This window comes from Arenimonas sp. MALMAid1274 (assembly GCF_049195245.1).
Lineage (GTDB): Bacteria > Pseudomonadota > Gammaproteobacteria > Xanthomonadales > Xanthomonadaceae > Arenimonas.
In genome coordinates this window covers 133,578-150,015 of sequence record NZ_JBMIRR010000022.1, presented here as the reverse complement: position 1 = coordinate 150,015, position 16,438 = coordinate 133,578, and the positions used below count along the sequence as shown (strand labels likewise).

Annotated in this window: 12 protein-coding genes and 3 pseudogenes; 1 reads left to right on the top strand and 14 read right to left on the bottom strand. The window is 66.7% G+C overall.

Features of this window, described 5'->3' with window-relative positions; all coding sequences use genetic code 11:
* Positions 1–9 precede the first annotated feature (9 nt).
* From ACOQFR_RS03085 to ACOQFR_RS03020, 14 genes and pseudogenes are all read right to left on the bottom strand, one after another.
* Positions 10–1,104, bottom strand: coding sequence for a DegT/DnrJ/EryC1/StrS family aminotransferase (locus ACOQFR_RS03085; RefSeq protein ID WP_421378391.1), 1,095 nt, complete (start codon positions 1,102–1,104; stop codon positions 10–12).
* A pseudogene (locus ACOQFR_RS03080) lies at positions 1,101–1,484 on the bottom strand (sugar 3,4-ketoisomerase); the annotation flags it as partial. The pseudogene ACOQFR_RS03080 and the gene ACOQFR_RS03085, both read right to left, overlap by 4 nt.
* Before the next feature lie 93 nt (positions 1,485–1,577).
* Positions 1,578–1,775 (bottom strand): annotated as a pseudogene (locus ACOQFR_RS03075) (isomerase); the annotation flags it as partial.
* Between the two features lie 21 nt (positions 1,776–1,796).
* Positions 1,797–2,033 (bottom strand): annotated as a pseudogene (locus tag ACOQFR_RS03070) (isomerase); the annotation flags it as partial.
* Positions 2,030–3,046: an NAD-dependent epimerase gene (locus tag ACOQFR_RS03065; protein WP_421378389.1), complete on the bottom strand. Its 1,017-nt coding sequence runs from the start codon at positions 3,044–3,046 to the stop codon at positions 2,030–2,032. The pseudogene ACOQFR_RS03070 and the gene ACOQFR_RS03065, both read right to left, overlap by 4 nt.
* A gap of 1 nt (position 3,047) precedes the next feature.
* Entirely contained in the window at positions 3,048–4,325 is a 1,278-nt protein-coding gene (tviB, locus tag ACOQFR_RS03060; RefSeq protein WP_421378387.1) for a Vi polysaccharide biosynthesis UDP-N-acetylglucosamine C-6 dehydrogenase TviB, read from the bottom strand.
* Between the two features lie 8 nt (positions 4,326–4,333).
* Positions 4,334–5,674, bottom strand: coding sequence for an O-antigen ligase family protein (locus ACOQFR_RS03055; RefSeq protein ID WP_421378385.1), 1,341 nt, complete (start codon positions 5,672–5,674; stop codon positions 4,334–4,336).
* Between the two features lie 158 nt (positions 5,675–5,832).
* On the bottom strand, positions 5,833–6,303 hold the full coding sequence (locus ACOQFR_RS03050; protein WP_421378383.1) for a hypothetical protein: 471 nt from the start codon (positions 6,301–6,303) through the stop codon (positions 5,833–5,835).
* 171 nt (positions 6,304–6,474) lie between these two features.
* A complete protein-coding gene (locus ACOQFR_RS03045) occupies positions 6,475–7,752 on the bottom strand; it encodes a tetratricopeptide repeat protein (RefSeq protein ID WP_421378381.1) in 1,278 nt (425 codons plus the stop codon).
* Positions 7,742–9,223, bottom strand: a complete 1,482-nt coding sequence (locus tag ACOQFR_RS03040; protein WP_421378379.1) for a DnaJ domain-containing protein — start codon at positions 9,221–9,223, stop codon at positions 7,742–7,744. The genes ACOQFR_RS03045 and ACOQFR_RS03040 overlap by 11 nt, the downstream gene beginning before the upstream one ends.
* The gene (locus ACOQFR_RS03035; RefSeq protein WP_421378377.1) at positions 9,220–11,514 is read right to left on the bottom strand and encodes a GumC family protein; all 2,295 of its coding nucleotides are present in this window, start codon (positions 11,512–11,514) and stop codon (positions 9,220–9,222) included. Before ACOQFR_RS03035 ends, ACOQFR_RS03040 begins: the two co-directional genes overlap by 4 nt.
* A gap of 21 nt (positions 11,515–11,535) precedes the next feature.
* On the bottom strand, positions 11,536–12,258 hold the full coding sequence (locus tag ACOQFR_RS03030) for a polysaccharide biosynthesis/export family protein (protein ID WP_421378375.1): 723 nt from the start codon (positions 12,256–12,258) through the stop codon (positions 11,536–11,538).
* Positions 12,259–12,285: 27 nt separating this feature from the next.
* Positions 12,286–13,083, bottom strand: coding sequence for a tyrosine-protein phosphatase (locus ACOQFR_RS03025; RefSeq protein ID WP_421378373.1), 798 nt, complete (start codon positions 13,081–13,083; stop codon positions 12,286–12,288).
* A 3-nt stretch (positions 13,084–13,086) separates the two neighbouring features.
* Positions 13,087–14,214 carry an MraY family glycosyltransferase gene (locus ACOQFR_RS03020; protein WP_421378371.1) on the bottom strand — a complete coding sequence of 376 codons (1,128 nt, stop codon included), beginning with the start codon at positions 14,212–14,214 and terminating at the stop codon, positions 13,087–13,089.
* Between the two features lie 378 nt (positions 14,215–14,592).
* Between ACOQFR_RS03020 and ACOQFR_RS03015 the strand changes: the two genes are divergently transcribed.
* Positions 14,593–16,437, top strand: a complete 1,845-nt coding sequence (locus ACOQFR_RS03015; RefSeq protein WP_421378369.1) for an ABC transporter ATP-binding protein — start codon at positions 14,593–14,595, stop codon at positions 16,435–16,437.
* Position 16,438: the final 1 nt, after the last annotated feature.

The following is a 16,438-nucleotide window of genomic DNA, read 5'->3' as shown; positions in this document are numbered from 1 at the left end:
GCTTGGCCGCTACGCATGCAGAAGCACACCGTCGATAACCCGACAAGTCTGCGCCGAACTCAAGTGGGGGCCAATGGGAAGACTAATCACCTCCTTGGCCATTCGTTCGGCAATGGGATGCCCAACACCCGCGCCACCTTCCGTTTCATAAGCCTTCTGGAGATGCGGCGGAATTGGGTAATGAATGAGGGTGCCGATGCCGGCCGAGGTCAACTGCGCCTGCAACTCATCGCGCCGTGCCGAACGAACGACGAATAGATGCCATGCCGGCTGAGCCCAGGACGGCACCACTGGCAGGATCAAGCCACTGTCCTTAAGTCCATGCAGGTAGTTTCCAGCAATGGTTTCGCGCCGCGAGTTCCAGCTATCCAGATGCTTCAACTTTACCCGGAGCACCGCTGCCTGGATCGGATCCAAACGGCTGTTGTAACCTTGGACTTCATTCACGTACTTGACCCGCGAACCGTAGTTCCTGAGGACCCTGATGCGGTCTGCCAGTACAGAATCATCGGTAGTGACCGCTCCAGCATCGCCCAGCGCACCGAGGTTCTTTCCGGGATAGAAGCTCCATGCAACGGCGTCACCGTGCGAGCCGATTCGACGCCCCTTGTAGCGCGCGCCATGCGATTGCGCGCCGTCTTCCAACACTCGAAGGCCGTGCCTCCGGGCGATATCGAGAATCGGATCTATGTCCGCCGGCTGCCCGTACAGGTGAACAGGCAGGATCACCTTTGTCCGGGGAGTAATCGCAGCCTCAATCTTGCCCGGATCCATGTTGTACGTCGCCTCGACCGGCTCCACAGCAACCGGTGTCGCGCCGCATTGGCTGACGGCGAGCCACGTAGCGATGTAGGTATTTGATGGAACGATGACCTCGTCGCCGTGCCCGACGCCCATTGCCCTCAACGCAAGATGCAGTGCGTCCAGGCCGTTTGCCATTCCGACGCAATGCGAGGCCTCGCAGTAGGCCGCATAGTCAGCCTCGAACGCATCAACTTCCGGACCCAGTACGTACCAGCCAGAAGAGACAACCCGGCCGATTGCTTCCATGACCTCGTCGTGAAGTTCAACATGAGGCGCCTTCAGATCCAGGAAAGGAATCATGCACTCTCCCCGGTCAGGGCGATGAACTCGTCATAGTCCCGGATGTAATCCTGGGAGTCGTAGAAATGTGAAGCGAACACAAGCAAAACAGCATCTGGCGAGTACTGGTACTGAATGCCCCAAACCATCGGCGGAAGGTGCAGACCAATCTCTGGACGGTCGAGGAGGAATTCACGGCGGATGCTGCCGTCATCAGCGACGACGCTAACCCTGCCGCGGACACAGACCAGGAACTGGTGGCACTCGCGATGCGCATGCTCCCCGCGCGTCTCCTCACTCGGCACATCGAAGACAACAAAGAAACGCTTCACAGCGAAAGGCACCGATCGTTCGAACTCGCCGACAGCGAGGCTGCCCCTGATATCGGTGACCCTTGGCAAGGTGTGGAGCTTCGCCAATCCGGCAGCCATCTCCAAGTTGTCTTTGTTGGCTGTCGCAGCCACGGCGGCTTTGCTGGTACTGGAAGCATCGACGTATCCGACGATTCGTGCAGGATTACCGACCACGATCGCATTTGGCGGGACGGAACGAGTGACTACTGCTCCAGACCCCACCATGGCGTTGCGACCAATGCGCAAGCCGGGAAGAATGGTAGCCCCACCACCAATAGACGCCCCTGACTCCACATGCGTCTCTAGGTACTTGGCCGGCTGCCGCTTGCTACGTGGCATTTTGTCATTCGTGAAAGTGACATTCGGACCTACAAAAACGTCGTCGCCAAGCCTCGTTCCGTCCCAAAGCTGTACGCCGTTCTTGATCGTTACCCGATCCCCGACAATGACATCGTTCTCAATGAAACAATGAGAACAAATGTTGCAGTCGTTGCCGATACTAGCCTGGGGAAGCACCACCACGAATTGCCAGATTGAAGTCCTCTCGCCGACAACGGGCGACTGGACATCAGCCAAAGGATGAATTTTCGCGGTCATTCTTTTACTGCCTCGTAATAGGACTGGTACCAAGACACAAAGCTGGCTACGCCCTGCTCAACCTGTACCACTGGGCTATAGCCGACGCGACTGATGAGTTCGGAAACATCCGCCTCGGTATCGGGCACATCCCCCGCCTGTAATGGCAACATCTCCATCTTCGACTTGCGGCCCAGGCACTGCTCAAGCACTTCGATGTAGCGCAGCAGCTCTACCGGCTGCTCGTTGCCGATATTGAAGATCCGGTAGGGGATGTTGCTGGTGGCCGGGTCCGGGGCCATGCCGTTCCACTGCGCGTTCGCACCGGCCGGCTGGTCCAGCGTGCGGATCACGCCCTCCACGATGTCGTCCACGTAGGTGAAGCTGCGCTTGTGCTTGCCATGGTTGAACACCTTGATCGGCTCACCGGCCAGGATCGCCTTGGTGAACAGGAACAGCGCCATGTCCGGCCGGCCCCAGGGCCCGTAAACCGTGAAGAAGCGCAGCCCGGTGCACGGAATGCCATAGAGGTGCGCATAGCTGTGCGCCATCATCTCGTTGGCCTTCTTGGTCGCCGCGTACAGCGTCAGCGGATGCTCGGTGCTCTGGTGCTCGCTGAAGGGCATCTTCGTGTTCGCGCCGTAGACCGAACTGGTGGATGCAAACACCAGGTGTTCGACACCGTGGTGGCGGCAACCTTCCAAGATCTGCAGGAAGCCGGTGACATTGCTGCTCACGTACACATGCGGGTTCTGCGCCGCGTAGCGTACGCCCGCCTGGGCAGCCAGGTTGACCACGCGCTGCGGCTTGTGGGCGGCAAAGGTTGCCTCCACCGCTTCGCGGTCCGCCAGGTCGGCCTCGACGTGCGTGTAGTTGGGATGGTCCATGAAGCGTGCCAGACGCGCCTTCTTCAGGTTCACGTCGTAGTAATCGCTCATGTTGTCGAAGCCGACGACTTCATCGCCGCGATCGAGCAAACGCATCGCGAGATGCGAACCGATGAATCCGGCGGTGCCGGTGACCAGGACCTTCATCTCAAAGCCTCCCGTCCACCGCATCCCGCGGCAGCACGTATTTCACGTCGTAGACCACGCTCTGCGGCTTGCCGAAGGCGCGCACGCCCGCGCCGCCCAGCTTCGCAAACTCGGCATGGCCCACGGCCAGCACCACCGCATCGTAGGCACCTGCCTCAGGCGCCGACACGGGCGTGATGCCGTACTCGTGCCCGGCTTCGGCGGCGTCCACCCACGGATCGTAGACATCCACCTGCGCCTGGTACTCGGCCAGTTCCGCCAGGATGTCCACCACGCGCGTATTGCGCAGGTCCGGGCAGTTTTCCTTGAACGCCAGGCCCAGCACCAGCACGCGCGCGCCCACCGGATTGATGCCCTTGCGCGCCATCAGCCGCACCACCTGGGAAGCCACGTGCGCACCCATGCCGTCGTTGATCCGGCGCCCGGCCAGGATCACCGCCGGGTGGTAGCCGATCTCCTGGGCCTTATGGGTGAGGTAATACGGGTCTACGCTGATGCAGTGGCCGCCGACCAGGCCAGGACGGAACGGCAGGAAGTTCCACTTGGTTCCGGCGGCCTCCAGCACTTCCAGCGTGTCGATGTCGAGCTTGTTGAAGATCAGCGCCAGCTCGTTGATCAGGGCGATGTTGACGTCGCGCTGCGTGTTCTCGATCACTTTCGCTGCCTCGGCCACCTTGATGCTGCTGGCCTTGTGCGTGCCTGCGGTGATGATGCTGCCGTACAGCGCGTCCACGAAGTCGGCCGCCTCCGGCGTTGACCCCGAGGTGACCTTGAGGATGGTGGTGACCCGATGCAGCTTGTCGCCCGGGTTGATGCGCTCGGGGCTGTAGCCGCAGTGGAAGTCGCGGTTGAACACCAGGCCCGAGGCCTTCTCCAGCAGCGGCACGCACACTTCCTCGGTGCAGCCCGGGTAGACGGTGGATTCGTAGATGACCGTGTCGCCGGCCTTGAGCACGCTGCCGATCGCCTCGCTGGCCTTGACCAGGGGCGTCAGGTCGGGCCGCTTGGCCGCGTCGATCGGCGTGGGCACGGTGACGATGTAGACCGTGCAGTCGCGGATGTCCTCCAGCCGGCTGGCGTAGCGCAGACGCGGACTGGCGGCCAGCTCTTCCGCGGAAACCTCCAGCGTGCTGTCCCTGCCCTGCCCCAGCTCGGCGACGCGTTCGGCGCGGATGTCGTAGCCGATGGTGTCGTACTGCTTGCCGAACTCGACCGCCAGCGGCAGCCCGACGTAACCCAGGCCGATGACGGCGATCTTGGTGGAGGTGGTGTTGGCCATAAACGGTGTCATTCAATCCGGAGGTGTGTTGAAGGTCGTGCCGCGCGCACCAGGCAGGCGGCCAGCAGGCCTGCCAGCGCCAGGTGCGTGGTGGTGCGCAGCGGGTAATCCACGAAGGAGTGGGCGGAGATCAGCAGCAGCGCGATCCACGCGGCGCGGCTGACCCAGATGCCGTCGGAGCCGCCGCGGCCGTCGCCATGGCGCCAGGCGCGCCAGCCCGCGACCAGGAACGCAGCGCCCAGCACCAGGGCCAGCGGCGGGAACAGCCAGCCGCCCTCCAGCCAAAGCTCCACCGGATCGCTGTGCGCATGATTGACGTAGACGTTGAGCGGCGACTGCGTGTCGAAACCTTCGAACGCGCGCCGGAAGCCACCCAGCCCGGTGCCCAGCGGCGCATGCGCGCGCGCCGCCTCCAGCGTGATGTTGGCGAACTGCACGCGGCTTTCTTCCAGCGGATCCTTGCTGAAACTGCGGGTCGCGCCGAACACGACGAAAGCCAGGCCGATGGCGGCGCCCGCGCCCATCAGCGAACCGATCAGCAGCTTGGTGCGGCGGCTGCGATGGAAGCCCATCACCGCAGGCACGCTGAGCACCAGTGCCATCACGCCCAGCAGCAGGCCCGCGCGCGAACCCGCGGTGGCGATGCTCAGGAACAACAGCACGATCGCGCCCGCACCCGCCCAGATCCACAGTGCAAGGCTCTGGCCGGACTCGAGCCGACGGAAGACCTGCGCCGCGGTGCCGATCATCACGAAGGGAATGGCCGCGACCAGAAGCATCGCGAAATGGTTGCGGTTGGCGAAGAAACCGACGGCGCTGCTGGGATTGGTGATGTCGTAGAAGCGCAGGCCGCTGTCCTTGCCCGCGGAGAGCTGGGCGATACCCAGCACCATGCTCACCGCCGCCAACGCCAGGAACACCAGCACCAGGCGCAGCCGGGCGCGCGGCGTCATCTGCAGCGTCGCCAGGAACAGGCTCACGGCGGGCAGCAGCCAGAACAGCGCGCGCTCGGTGGCCAGGGGCACCAGGCCCAGGCGGTGAGGGGGCTCGACTCCGACACTGGCCAGCTGTGCGGCGATATCGGCACGGGCGGCGGGCATCGTCCAGAGCGCCTCGGGCACCGGAAGCAGCTGCAGCAGCGGCAGGGCCACCGGAACCAGGGCCAGCCAGGCCACGCGCGGCAGCGCGGCGTCGGTATCCGTGGCTTGGCGTACGACGACCGTCACCAACAGGGTTACGGCGAGCAGCTGGCACAGGGTGTCGCCCAAGGTGCCCTGCCCGCCTCCCAGCAGAACCGCCAGCACCAGGGTGGCGGCCGCCAGCAGCCACTGGGTCCGGGCGAGATTCAATGACGCCGGCATCCTACCCCCAAGAATTCAAATCCCGACGGCCCTGCAAGGTCGCTGCCGGGCTCGGCGAAACAAGCCGCAATGATGCCACGCCGGGCCCGTGCAAGCCCAACAAAAAGGCCGCCCGGAGGCGGCCTTTGAGCGATGGCGTCAGCCGATTACGGGCTGACGGGCAGCGGCGGATCCTTCGGGTCGGCATCACCGCCGAGGGCGGCGATCATCGCGACGATGGCGGTGCCCATCCACAGCGTGGTCTTGAGGGTGGAATCGTCGTCCTCGCTGGCGCCCACGGCCTGGGCGTAGCTCGGGCCGATGGACTCGACCGACGCAACCGAACCGGCGCAGGTGGAGGTGGCGGGCACCTGGACCAGCGAGCCGGAGGCCAGCGGCAGCACGCAGCCGTCGGTGAACACGATTTCAGCCGTGCCGCCTTCCATGACCATGACGCGGTCACCGGCCATGAGCACATGCGAGTCCGCGGCAGTGACGAATTCCTCGCCCTGATTCACGAGCACGGTGCCCTGCTGGTTGGCGAGCGAGGCCGCGGCGACCTGGTTGGCGTCGGCGTCCGCGGCAAAGGCGGAACCGGCGAGCAGCGAGGCGGCGATGAGGCAAGTGATGCGGATCATTTCGTGATCTCCGAGATTTGTTGCCTGTTGCGAATGACGCTTTGCCTTGCGGGGGCTTCGGCTAGCACGAGTAGTGACACGACGACACAAGGTTAGAGGAGCATTGGGGCCAAAAGCAAGCAAATTCTGTGACTTACGTCCTGCACCCTGCATGCTGCGTTCAGCTTTTCCTCAACGCACTGGGATGCCCGGACCGGCCGCGCTTCTGACAATCCGAAGGTCGTCGAACCAGACCTCGCCTCGCACCCTCTCTTCGGCCGGTCCCCGCGCCGGCAGCTTCAGCACCAGCTGCTGCCCGCCGCAACCCTGCGCGGGAACCTCGAAGTCGGCGCCGAAATCCCGCCAGGGGCCGTCGCCCCGAAGTCCTTCGGTTTCTCCCAGCGGCGGGCCGGCGGGGGCGCAGTGGACCGACCAGACCAACCCACGCTCGTTTTCCAGCTGTTCGGGCCGGAAGCGACCCGAGAGCCGGTAGCGGCCTGGCGCCAGGGCCAGCAGCTGGCGGACATGGTCGAATTTGACGCGCCGGTCCTGGAACCGGAGGCGAAGGGCCATGGACCCGGTGGCGCCCTCGACCGGCTCCCGACTCACCAGCGCTCCGACCACTTTGCCAAAGCGCCAGTCGAACCCGGACTGGCTGGGCTCGAATTCGAAGCCCCCGTTGAACACATTGCCCAGCGTCTTGAGCCTGTCGGGCGGCAGCGAACCGACCCAGGTCAGGTAGGCCTGGGGCCAGCGCTTCTCGCGCATCAGGCGATCCAGCCAGGCGGCTTCCTCGGCCGGGGCCAGCCCGGGAGCCGTCGCCCTCAGGCGGGCGATCAGGGGGAAAATCGCGTCCACGTCGGGCGACTGCTGGATGATCGAGACCAGCACCTCGCGACGCCACGGCGGGCGCGCGGCCAGGCTTTCCTCGAGGGCGGGCTGGGCTTGCGGTGCGGCCGCCATGGCCAGCAGGGCCGGCAGGAGCTGACGGCTCAGTCGCGGCGAAGTGCGGAACAGCGAATCGAGATGCACGAGCGCCGCGGCGGCATCGCCTCGGCGCAGGTGATGACTGGCCAGCCAAGTCTGCGTGGGCACGTCCCGCGGCGTACGCGACACCGCCAGGGCGAAAAGCTCGGCAGCCTTGTCGGTATCCCCTGCCCGATCGGCCAGTTGCCCCAGCACGCGATACCCCCGGCCATCGATCGGGTCGGCGCGCAGGGCCTGGCGCGCCAACTCGGCGGCGGCCTCGGTCTGGGCCGGATCACGGGCCAGCGCCTCGGCACGGGCCAGCAGCGCCTGCGGGTGACCCGCGCGCCAGGCCAGCGCCGAATCCGGCCGTTCCAGGGCCAGGCGGTCGGCCATGCCCAGCGACAGGACGCGCCAGCCCACCAGCCCCAGGAGCGCCAGGCAGACCAGCCCTGTCACCCGTCGGGCGATGGAAGCGTTCCCGGCACCGCGCTCAGTCAGCATCGTCTTCCAGGCTCAGTTTGCTGATGCGCAGTTCGCCGCCTTCCTGGCGCAGGTCGAAACGCAGGCCGCCGCGGCTTACCGTCGTGCGCAGCTTGCCGCGCATCTTCACCCGCGCCTCGTAGCGCGTGATCAGGGTCGCTCCGTCGTCGCGTGCGATCCAGCCGCTGGGATCGAGTGCCAACGATCGCTCGTGGCTGCCGGAGAACAGGGACTGGTAGTCGTAGACGATCGCGTCGCGGCCGCCGCGGTCATTGCGCGCATCGCGGGTGAACAGGCGCATCAGGGCGTTGATGTCGCCCTGCCCGTACGCGTCCGTGAAGCGCCGCGCGACGGCACGGCCCGCGGCTTCGCTGGTGGCGGCGGCCTGCGCGGGCGTGGTGTCGGCGGTGGCCGTGGCAACGACCGGTGCCTGGGTGGCGCGCACGGACACGTCATCGCCGAGCGCAGCCCGCGGCTCGGCCGCCCGCGCGGTCGTGCGCGGGATCGCCGCGGCGGCTACTTGGGCAGCCCGCCCCGGTTCGAAAGACGCCGCGCCGGCTGGGGCCGGCGGCACTTCTGGCGCAGCGCGGGGCGTTGCCACCGCGCTCGCAGCCGCCAGGGGCGCCGGCGCGGTGCGATGCGGCGCGACCGGGATGACGGGGGCGACGGTCTCCGAGGGTGGCGTGGCGCCCGCCGCGGCTTCATCGCCGGAGCCGATCCCGGGCGCGGAGGCCGCAGCCTGAGCGCCGGCATCCAGCGCCGGCGGCGGCGGGGCCGGCGCGAACACCATCGCATCCAGCGGGGATTCCTGCGGTCCTTCGGAGGCGTCGGCGACGCGCGGGAAGATCAATTCTTCGTCCGAACTCGTCGGACGCGCGTACCACATCAGCATCAGTGTCGCGCCCGCGAGCATGCCCAAGCCGCCCAGCACGATGGCAGGCAGCCGCTGGGCGGTGCGGGAGGAAATCATCGGCGCGGCGGCATCCGCGTGGTCTATGCGGACCCGGGCCGGCGGCGCGACCACGCCCGCCGGCGGCGCGGTGCGCGGCACCACCGCGGGCACCGCGGCTGACACCCCCGAACCGGCGCCACGGCGCCGCAGGTCCTGCCACGCGCGGTTGACGCGTTCGGCGTAGACGTTGTCCCAGTCATCCTGGTTGCGGTCCGGGTGCAGCCAGCGCACCAGCCAGCGGTAGTGCTCCTTGATCCGCGCCTCGGGTGCGTCCGCATTCACCCCCAGCACGCGGTGGCTGTCGGCGCCCGGCGCGAAAAGGACCTGCTGAACGAAGAACACCGCCGCATCGACCACCACGCCGGCCGTCTCGCCGCTGGCCTCGGCCTGCTGCTCCGCCAGCACGTCGTCGCCCGCCGCCAGCCGCAGCAGATCAAGCACGTCTTCGGGCAAGGGGCGCTGGGCCGCCATGGACAGCAGTGCCGGCGCCCGGTAGTAGGCCAGGGCTTGTTCCAGCGCGTGGCCCCGGCTTTCGATCATCTCTTGCCCAGCCGCTTGGGTTCGTCCTTGCCGCCGTACGCATAGTAGTTGTAAGAGCCGTAGCCGTAACCCGGGCCCGCGTGCTTGTTGCTGAACTTGGTCATCAGCGCGCCGATCACGTGGGCGCGGGCCGCCACCAGGCGCTTGAGCGCATGCTTGGCCACCGCGATGCGGGTCTCGCCGGACTCCACGACCAGCAGCACGCCGGTGGCCATGTTGGCCAGGATCGGCGCGTCGGCCAGGCCCATCACCGGCGGACCGTCGATGATCACCTGGTCGAACTTCTCGCCGGCCGTGCTGAGCAGGGACAGCATTCGCGGGCCCATCAGCAGCTCGGCAGGATTCGGCGGCAGCGGGCCCGCAGGCATGAACATCAGACCCGGGAACTCGGTGGGCTGGATCACTTCGGTGGCCTTGGTGGCGCCGGCCAGGTAGTTGCTGAGCCCCTTGCTGTTCTCCTTGCTGAGCGAGCGGTGGAGCGAGGGGTTGCGCAGGTCGGAGTCGATGATCAGCACGCGCTTGCCCAGCTGCGCGAAGTTCTTGGCCAGCGTGAGCGCCGTGGTGGACTTGCCCTCGGACGGCGTGGCGCTGGTGATCAGCAGGCAGCGCGGCACGCCGTGGTCGGTGGAGAACTGCAGCGCGGTGCGCACCGACCGGTAAGACTCGGCGAAGGCCGACCGGGGGTCCTCGAGCGCCTTGGCCGGCGTCATCGGGGCCTTGAGCAGCGGGATCACGCCCAGCACCGACAGCCCGAGGCGCTTTTCGACGTCTTCCGGGTTCTTGAGCGTGTCGTCGAGGAACTCGAACACCAGCGCCAGCAGCACGCCAAGTGCCAAACCCGCAACAAGGCCCATCAACAGGTTGCGCAACATGTTGGGCTTGAACCGCGCGGCGTTCTCGGCCCGGTCCACGATGGAAATATTGTTGGTGGTGACGCCCGCGGCGACGCCGATTTCCTTGTAACGCTGCAGGAGGCCGTCATAGAGCTGGCGGTTGGTGTCCACCTCGCGCTTGAAGATGTTGTACTGAATGGACCGGTTCTGCAGATCGAGGTTCTCGACCTTCAAATTGGCAAGTTGCTCGGCCAACAGACGCTCCTGCTCCTGGACCGCCAGGAACTCGGCCTGGATTGCCGCCTTGTTGTTCTCGATCTCGGCCGCGATCTGTTTGTCCACCTCGTCGATCTGGGTCTTGAGCTGGATCATCAGCGGGTAAGCCGGCTTGTAGAGCCCCAGCTTCTCGGAGTATTCGGCCATCAGGGTCGCGCGGCGTTCCTGCAGGGACTGGATGATGGAGTTTTCGCCCAGCTCGCCCAGCAGCACCGTGCCACGCGACGCCTGCGCCTGGCGCCAGCGGGCTTCGGCCTTGATCCGCTCCTGGCTGGCCGACTGGACGGCTGCATTTAGCGCGCTGAGATTCTGCTCGCTCAATGACCCGGTCTCTCCGCCAGACGAAACCAGCTGTTCGCTCTGCGCGAACTCAACCAGCTGACGCTCCGAATCCTCGAGCTTGAGCTTGAGCTCCGCCAGTCGCTCTTCCAGGAACTTCTTGGCGTAGAGGGACGAATCGGTCCTGCGCTCGAGCGAGCTTTCGATAAACGCGTTGGCGACGGCATTCGCCGCGCGCACCGCAAATGCCGGGTCGGGGCTGTCAAAACTTATCCTGGCGATCTTGGTATCTTCAATCGGTGACACCTTCAGGCCTCGCGCTATCAACGCAGTCGCCGCGCGCTGGACCTGTTCATCGGACGTGCGCTCGCCGGCTTCAGCCTCCGCGCCGCCGCCTGAACCGCCGAACACCGACATGACGCGGTCCAGCGCCGAGGGGATGGCCAGCCGATCAAGCTGCGCCTGGTTGGTCAGACCGAGGTCCGCCGCTGCGCGCTGCGCCAGCGCACGACTGCGCAGCAGCTCGTACTGGGTGGCGTAGAACTCAAAGTCGTACGCTGCCTCCCCTTCGGTGGCGCCCACATTGACCACTTTGACGCTTGCCCGATCGATCTGCAGGCTGACGGTGGCGCGGTACTCCGGCGTGGTGAGCAAGGTGGCGACCAGGCTGGTGGCCAGCACGATGCCCATGGCACCGAGGACCGTCCAGCGCCGCTTCAGCAGAACGTTCCAATAGCTGAGGAGGTCTATCTCGCCATCGGCTTCGGCGGCATCGGGCTGTCGCAGATCCAGGCTCATCGCCTGGTTGCGCTGGGCCATCAAGGCATGCGCACGCTCGGTGGACGGCGCCGGCAGGTTGTCGCCATTCCCCGGTTGGCCGGAGTCATTGTTGTTCTCATGCATGAGTCTTGATCCCGTGGCGAACTAGTAAACGCCGAACAAATTGAATACCGGCAGCGTTTCCAGTATCCGCCTCAGGCCGGTCTTGGCACCGGACTGGTCCACCACCACGATGTCGTCGCCGTAGATCTGCGGATCGGCAGCATTGCCGGCACGGATCGCGCGGATGTCGAACACCGCCGCCATCTTCTTTCCATCCACCGTCCGGAACACGACCACGCCCTGCAGGTTGGCCAGATCCGAAAGACCGCCGCCCATCGCAATGGCCTGCAGCAGCGACGTCTTGCCGGTGATCGAGTACACACCCGGCGACTTGACCGCGCCCTCCAGCGTGACCCGCTGGCTGGTGTATTCCTTGACGAACACGGTGACCTGGGGATTCTGCAGGTAGGACTCGGTCAGCAGCCCAGCGATCGCCGCTTCAAGCTCCTGGACGGTCTTGCCACCGGCCTGCACCGAGCCGACCAGTGGAAGCGAAATCTGGCCGTTGGAGTTCACGCGCACCGTCCGGTTGAGGTCGGCCACCTGGAACACGCTGATTTCCAGCAGGTCCTGCGCGCCGACGCGGTATTCGGACGCACCGGTGTAGGCGCCCGAGGCCGCGCGGGTATCGGGCTCGCCCAGTTCGTCGGTCGCGGTCACCGCACGCGCCGTGCCGCTGCGGATGGCCTGCGAGTTGCTGCCCGCGCACGCGGTGATCAGCAGCATCATCAGGACCGCGAAGGTGGCCAGGATCTTCTTGTTCATATTCACTCGATTCCGCCGGGGCGGTGATTATGGAGTACCGAAGAGCCGCTGCCATAGCCCGCGCGGGGCGCTGGCCTTGGCGGGGCGCGCCGGTAAGGGCGGCAGTTGATCGGGAGAAACGTCATCCACGATGCCCTGGGGCCGCGTGATGACCAGATGGTTGGCTTCTTCGGCGCCCAGGCGGCGGGCTGCGGCTTCGCGGCCCTCCGCCAGCAGCGGCGGCCGCTTGTCGATGTGGTGCGAGTCGGTGGCCAGGATGTGCACCAGGCCTTCGTCCAGCATGCGTTCTGCCCAGTACTGCGGGCGCTTGCCGAAGCGGCCGGTCAGGCTGCCCGCGGTGAGCTGCATCCAGGCGCCCTGCTTCACCACGTCGGCGAAATGCGTGTAGTGCGTTTCGATCCAGCTCAGCCGCTCGGGGTGGGTGATCACGGGCACGATGCCGGCGGCCATCAGGTTGAAGACCGATTCGGCGAAGCGAGGTGGCGCCACATGGTGGGGGGGCTCCAGCAGCAGGTAACGGCTTCCGTTGATCGTCGGCACCCGGCCGTCGCGCACGCCTTCCACCAGGTCGGGCGCCAGGTGCGTGTCGGCGCCGACGCCCAGCTGCAGCGGAATGCCCGCCTCCGCCAGCGCGCGACGGAAATCATTCACGGCCGTCTCGATGCCGGCGCGTGCGTTTTCGTACAGGCCCGGATAGATGTGCGGCGTGCAGGCCGTGAACCGGATGCCGTCGTCCACGGCGCAGCGGGCCATCGCCAGCGATACCGCGATGTCGGTCGGCCCATCGTCGATGCCCGGCAGCATGTGGCAATGCAGGTCGAGCATGGCTCAGGCCTCCCGGGCCGTCTCTGGCGCCGGGACGTCCGGGTGCCGGGAATAGCGGCGCAGTCGCGCGACCGCGCGGTCGTAGTCGCGGCTGAATACGTACCAGCCGGCCAGGAGCGCCAGGAACACCAGCACCAGGAGCGGCCGGTAGATGCCCAGTTTCAGGGCCACTGCCGCGCCGATGCCCAGCGCCAGCGACGTGCCGGCCAGGATCAGAACCACCCACGTGGGCGAGAACCCGGCGTCGAGCAGCATGTGGTGCATGTGATGGCGATCGGCGGCGAATGGCGATTTGCCTTGGCGCCAGCGCCGGATCATCAGCGTCACGCAATCGATCAGCGGCAGCGCCAGCGTCCAGGGACCCAGCACCGGCGACACCGGATGCGCCGGGTCCTGGGTCAGCCGCACCGAGGTCCAGGCAATCACGAAGCCCAGCAGCATGCTGCCGCCGTTGCCGAGGAACACGCGGGCGCGCGGCTGCCAGGGCAGCCGCGCATTCCACAGCAGGAAACCTACCAGCGAGCCGCACAGCGCCAGCAGCCGCTCGGCCAGCGACAGGTCACCGCCGTACAGCGCGAACGCCGTGAACAGCATCAGCGAGACCAGCGACAGGCTGCCCGCCAGGCCATCGACGCCATCGGCCATGTTCAGCGCATTGATGACCCCGACTACGATGAATACGGTGAACGGCACGGCGAACAGGCCCATGTTGGAGCCCGTGAAGCCGAACACGTCCTCCAGGTTGGTTGCCTGCAGTCCCGCGATGTAGATCATCATCAGGGCCGCGGTCGCCTGGGCGGCGATGCGCCAGGACCAGTGCAGGTCCCACAGGTCGTCCAGCTGACCGACCACGACCAGCAGGCCGGCGCAGGCGATGAAGGTGAGCGACTGCGGGGACAGCCCGGATTCGAAGCTCAGGTGGGTCAGGGCCAGGGCGATGAAGATGACCAGGCCCCCGATGACCGGGATGGCGGCGTCATGCTGCTTGCGGCCGCCGGGGTGGTCGACCATGCCCAGCCGGCGCGCCAGGGGCAGTACCGCGGGGATGACCACCGCGCACATGACCACGGCGAATGCCGCCCGCAGCCAGCTCTCGAGGTCGAACTGTAGGAAGAGCCCAACAATATCCATACCGCGCCAAAGTTTTAAGGCCGGAAGTCCCTGGGGGACGCCGGCGGGCTCACGAAACAACCCCGGGGGCGGTCATCGGCGAATGTGCGAACAGGGTCACGGAAGTTTACTAGCATTCCATGACAGGCGCGGGGGAGGCCCGTGGCCCGGCCGCGGACAGCTCGGCCATGTGGCGAGAGTACCCTGCCCTGCCGGTCTGCGCCCAGTGCAGACCGCCCGCCCGAGGTTCCGGTTCAGCCTCGCGGCGCGGTGCATCGGTGTCAGCCGGGTGCTTCCTGCCTGTGCGCGTGCCAGCCGGGTGAAAAGGCGTGACAATGCCGCCCGCGATGCGACGGCCCTTCCGGGGCGGCGTCGGCCAGGGACGGGGCAAGCCAGTCGATGAGCAAACGTTCGAAATTTACCGCCCCGCTGCGGGCGCTGCGGCGCATGGTGCCGCTGCTGTGGGCCAGCGCCCCCGGCTGGACCGTGCTGGGAACGCTGATGATGGCCGCCGAGATCGGTTTCGGCCTCGCGGCCCTTTACCTGATCAAGTCCCTGATCGACTCGGTGACCTCGGTGCTGGGCGCCGCCGGTGCGCCTGCGATGGACGGGCTGCTGCGGGATGTGGTGCTCACGGGCGCCTGCACGCTGGCCTTCATGGCAGCCCGCAGCGTCTCGGCGTTTGCACGCGAGGCGCAGGGCCTGTACCTGGCCGAACACATCAACGGGCTGATCCATGCCGGCGCGATCCGCGCCGACCTGGCCTTCTTCGAGAGCCCGCGCTACTTCGACACCCTGCAGCGGGCCCGCGCCGCAGGCAGCCAGCGGCCGGCCCAGGTGGTCACCAACCTGCTGATGCTGGGCAAGAACGTGCTGCTGCTGGGCGGCGTGGTGGTGCTGATGGGGTCCATCAACTGGCTGCTGCTGGCCATCCTGGCGGTGGTGGTACTGCCGGCGCTGGCGGTGCGCCTCTACTTCACCCGCCATCTCTACGACTGGCGCAAGCGCCGGACCCAGATGGAGCGCCAGGCGGGTTATCTCGACTGGCTGATGACGTCCGACACCCATGCCAAGGAAATACGGCTGGGCCACTTCGGCCACTACCTGGCCGATCGCTACCGTGCGCTGCGCGGCCAGGTCCGTGACGAGCAGCTGCGCATCGGGGCGCGGCGCACCCGCCTGGAACTGCTGGTCACCGCGCTCGGCACGCTCGCCTTCTTCGGCGCGCTGGGCTTCCTGGCCTACGAAACCGTGGCGGGCCGCAACAGCGTCGGCGACCTGGCGCTGTTCCTGGTGATCTTCCAGCGCGCGCAGGCCATGGGCCAGGAAATGGTGCAGCAGACCTCGCAGCTGTACGAAGACCAGCTCTACGTCGGACTGCTGTTCGAGTTCCTGGACATCCAGCCGGCCCTGGTGGATGCGCCGGTGGCCGCGCCACTGCCGCCCGCCCGCGGCGACGGGCTGCGCGTGGAGGGCGTGGGGTTCACCTACCCCGGCACGACGCGCGAGGTGCTGCGCGACATCCATCTGCACATTCCCGAAGGCCGCGTCGTCGCCCTGGTCGGTGCGAACGGGTCGGGCAAGACCAGCCTGATCAAGCTGCTGACCCGCCTCTACGATCCCAGCCGCGGCCGCATCACCCTGGACGGGCAGGACGTCCGCGAATTCGGCATCGAGCCCTACCGGCGGCTGTTCAGCGTGATCTTCCAGGACTACGCGCGCTACGCGGCCAGTGCGCGCGAGAACATCCGGCTTGGCGACGTGCGCGTTCCCGAGGACTCGCCGCGCGTCGTGGAGGCCGCCATCAAGTCCGGGGCCGACGCCTTCCTCCGCGACCTGCCGGCCGGTTACGACACCCCGCTGACGCGCATGTTCGACGGCGGCCAGGAAATCAGCCAGGGCCAGTGGCAGAAGGTGGCGCTGGCGCGCGCCTTCCTGCCCGACTCGCGCATCATCGTGCTGGACGAACCCACCAGCGCGCTCGACCCCACCGCCGAGTTCGAGCTGTTCAAGGACTTCCGCAGCATCATCGGCCGCCGCTCGGCGCTGGTGATCAGCCACCGCCTGTCCACCATCCGCCAGGCCGACTACATCTACGTGCTCGAGCACGGCGCGATCCTCGAGGCCGGCAGCCACGATGAGCTGATCGCCCGCGATGGCGCCTATGCCCGGCTGTTCGAGAGCCAGGCGCATTTCTACCGGGAGCGAATGACGCTACCTGACGCTGCGGACCCGGAGCACTGAT

Bases quoted from the DNA above. Each gene is read 5' to 3' on its own strand.
- ACOQFR_RS03085 (WP_421378391.1), bottom strand. From the start codon at position 1,104: ATGATTCCTTTCCTGGATCTGAAGGCGCCTCATGTTGAACTTCACGAC.
- ACOQFR_RS03065 (WP_421378389.1), bottom strand. From the start codon at position 3,046: ATGAAGGTCCTGGTCACCGGCACCGCCGGATTCATCGGTTCGCATCTC.
- tviB (WP_421378387.1), bottom strand. From the start codon at position 4,325: ATGGCCAACACCACCTCCACCAAGATCGCCGTCATCGGCCTGGGTTAC.
- ACOQFR_RS03050 (WP_421378383.1), bottom strand. From the start codon at position 6,303: ATGATCCGCATCACTTGCCTCATCGCCGCCTCGCTGCTCGCCGGTTCC.
- ACOQFR_RS03045 (WP_421378381.1), bottom strand. From the start codon at position 7,752: ATGCTGACTGAGCGCGGTGCCGGGAACGCTTCCATCGCCCGACGGGTG.
- ACOQFR_RS03040 (WP_421378379.1), bottom strand. From the start codon at position 9,223: ATGATCGAAAGCCGGGGCCACGCGCTGGAACAAGCCCTGGCCTACTAC.
- ACOQFR_RS03035 (WP_421378377.1), bottom strand. From the start codon at position 11,514: ATGCATGAGAACAACAATGACTCCGGCCAACCGGGGAATGGCGACAAC.
- ACOQFR_RS03030 (WP_421378375.1), bottom strand. From the start codon at position 12,258: ATGAACAAGAAGATCCTGGCCACCTTCGCGGTCCTGATGATGCTGCTG.
- ACOQFR_RS03025 (WP_421378373.1), bottom strand. From the start codon at position 13,083: ATGCTCGACCTGCATTGCCACATGCTGCCGGGCATCGACGATGGGCCG.
- ACOQFR_RS03020 (WP_421378371.1), bottom strand. From the start codon at position 14,214: ATGGATATTGTTGGGCTCTTCCTACAGTTCGACCTCGAGAGCTGGCTG.
- ACOQFR_RS03015 (WP_421378369.1), top strand. From the start codon at position 14,593: ATGAGCAAACGTTCGAAATTTACCGCCCCGCTGCGGGCGCTGCGGCGC.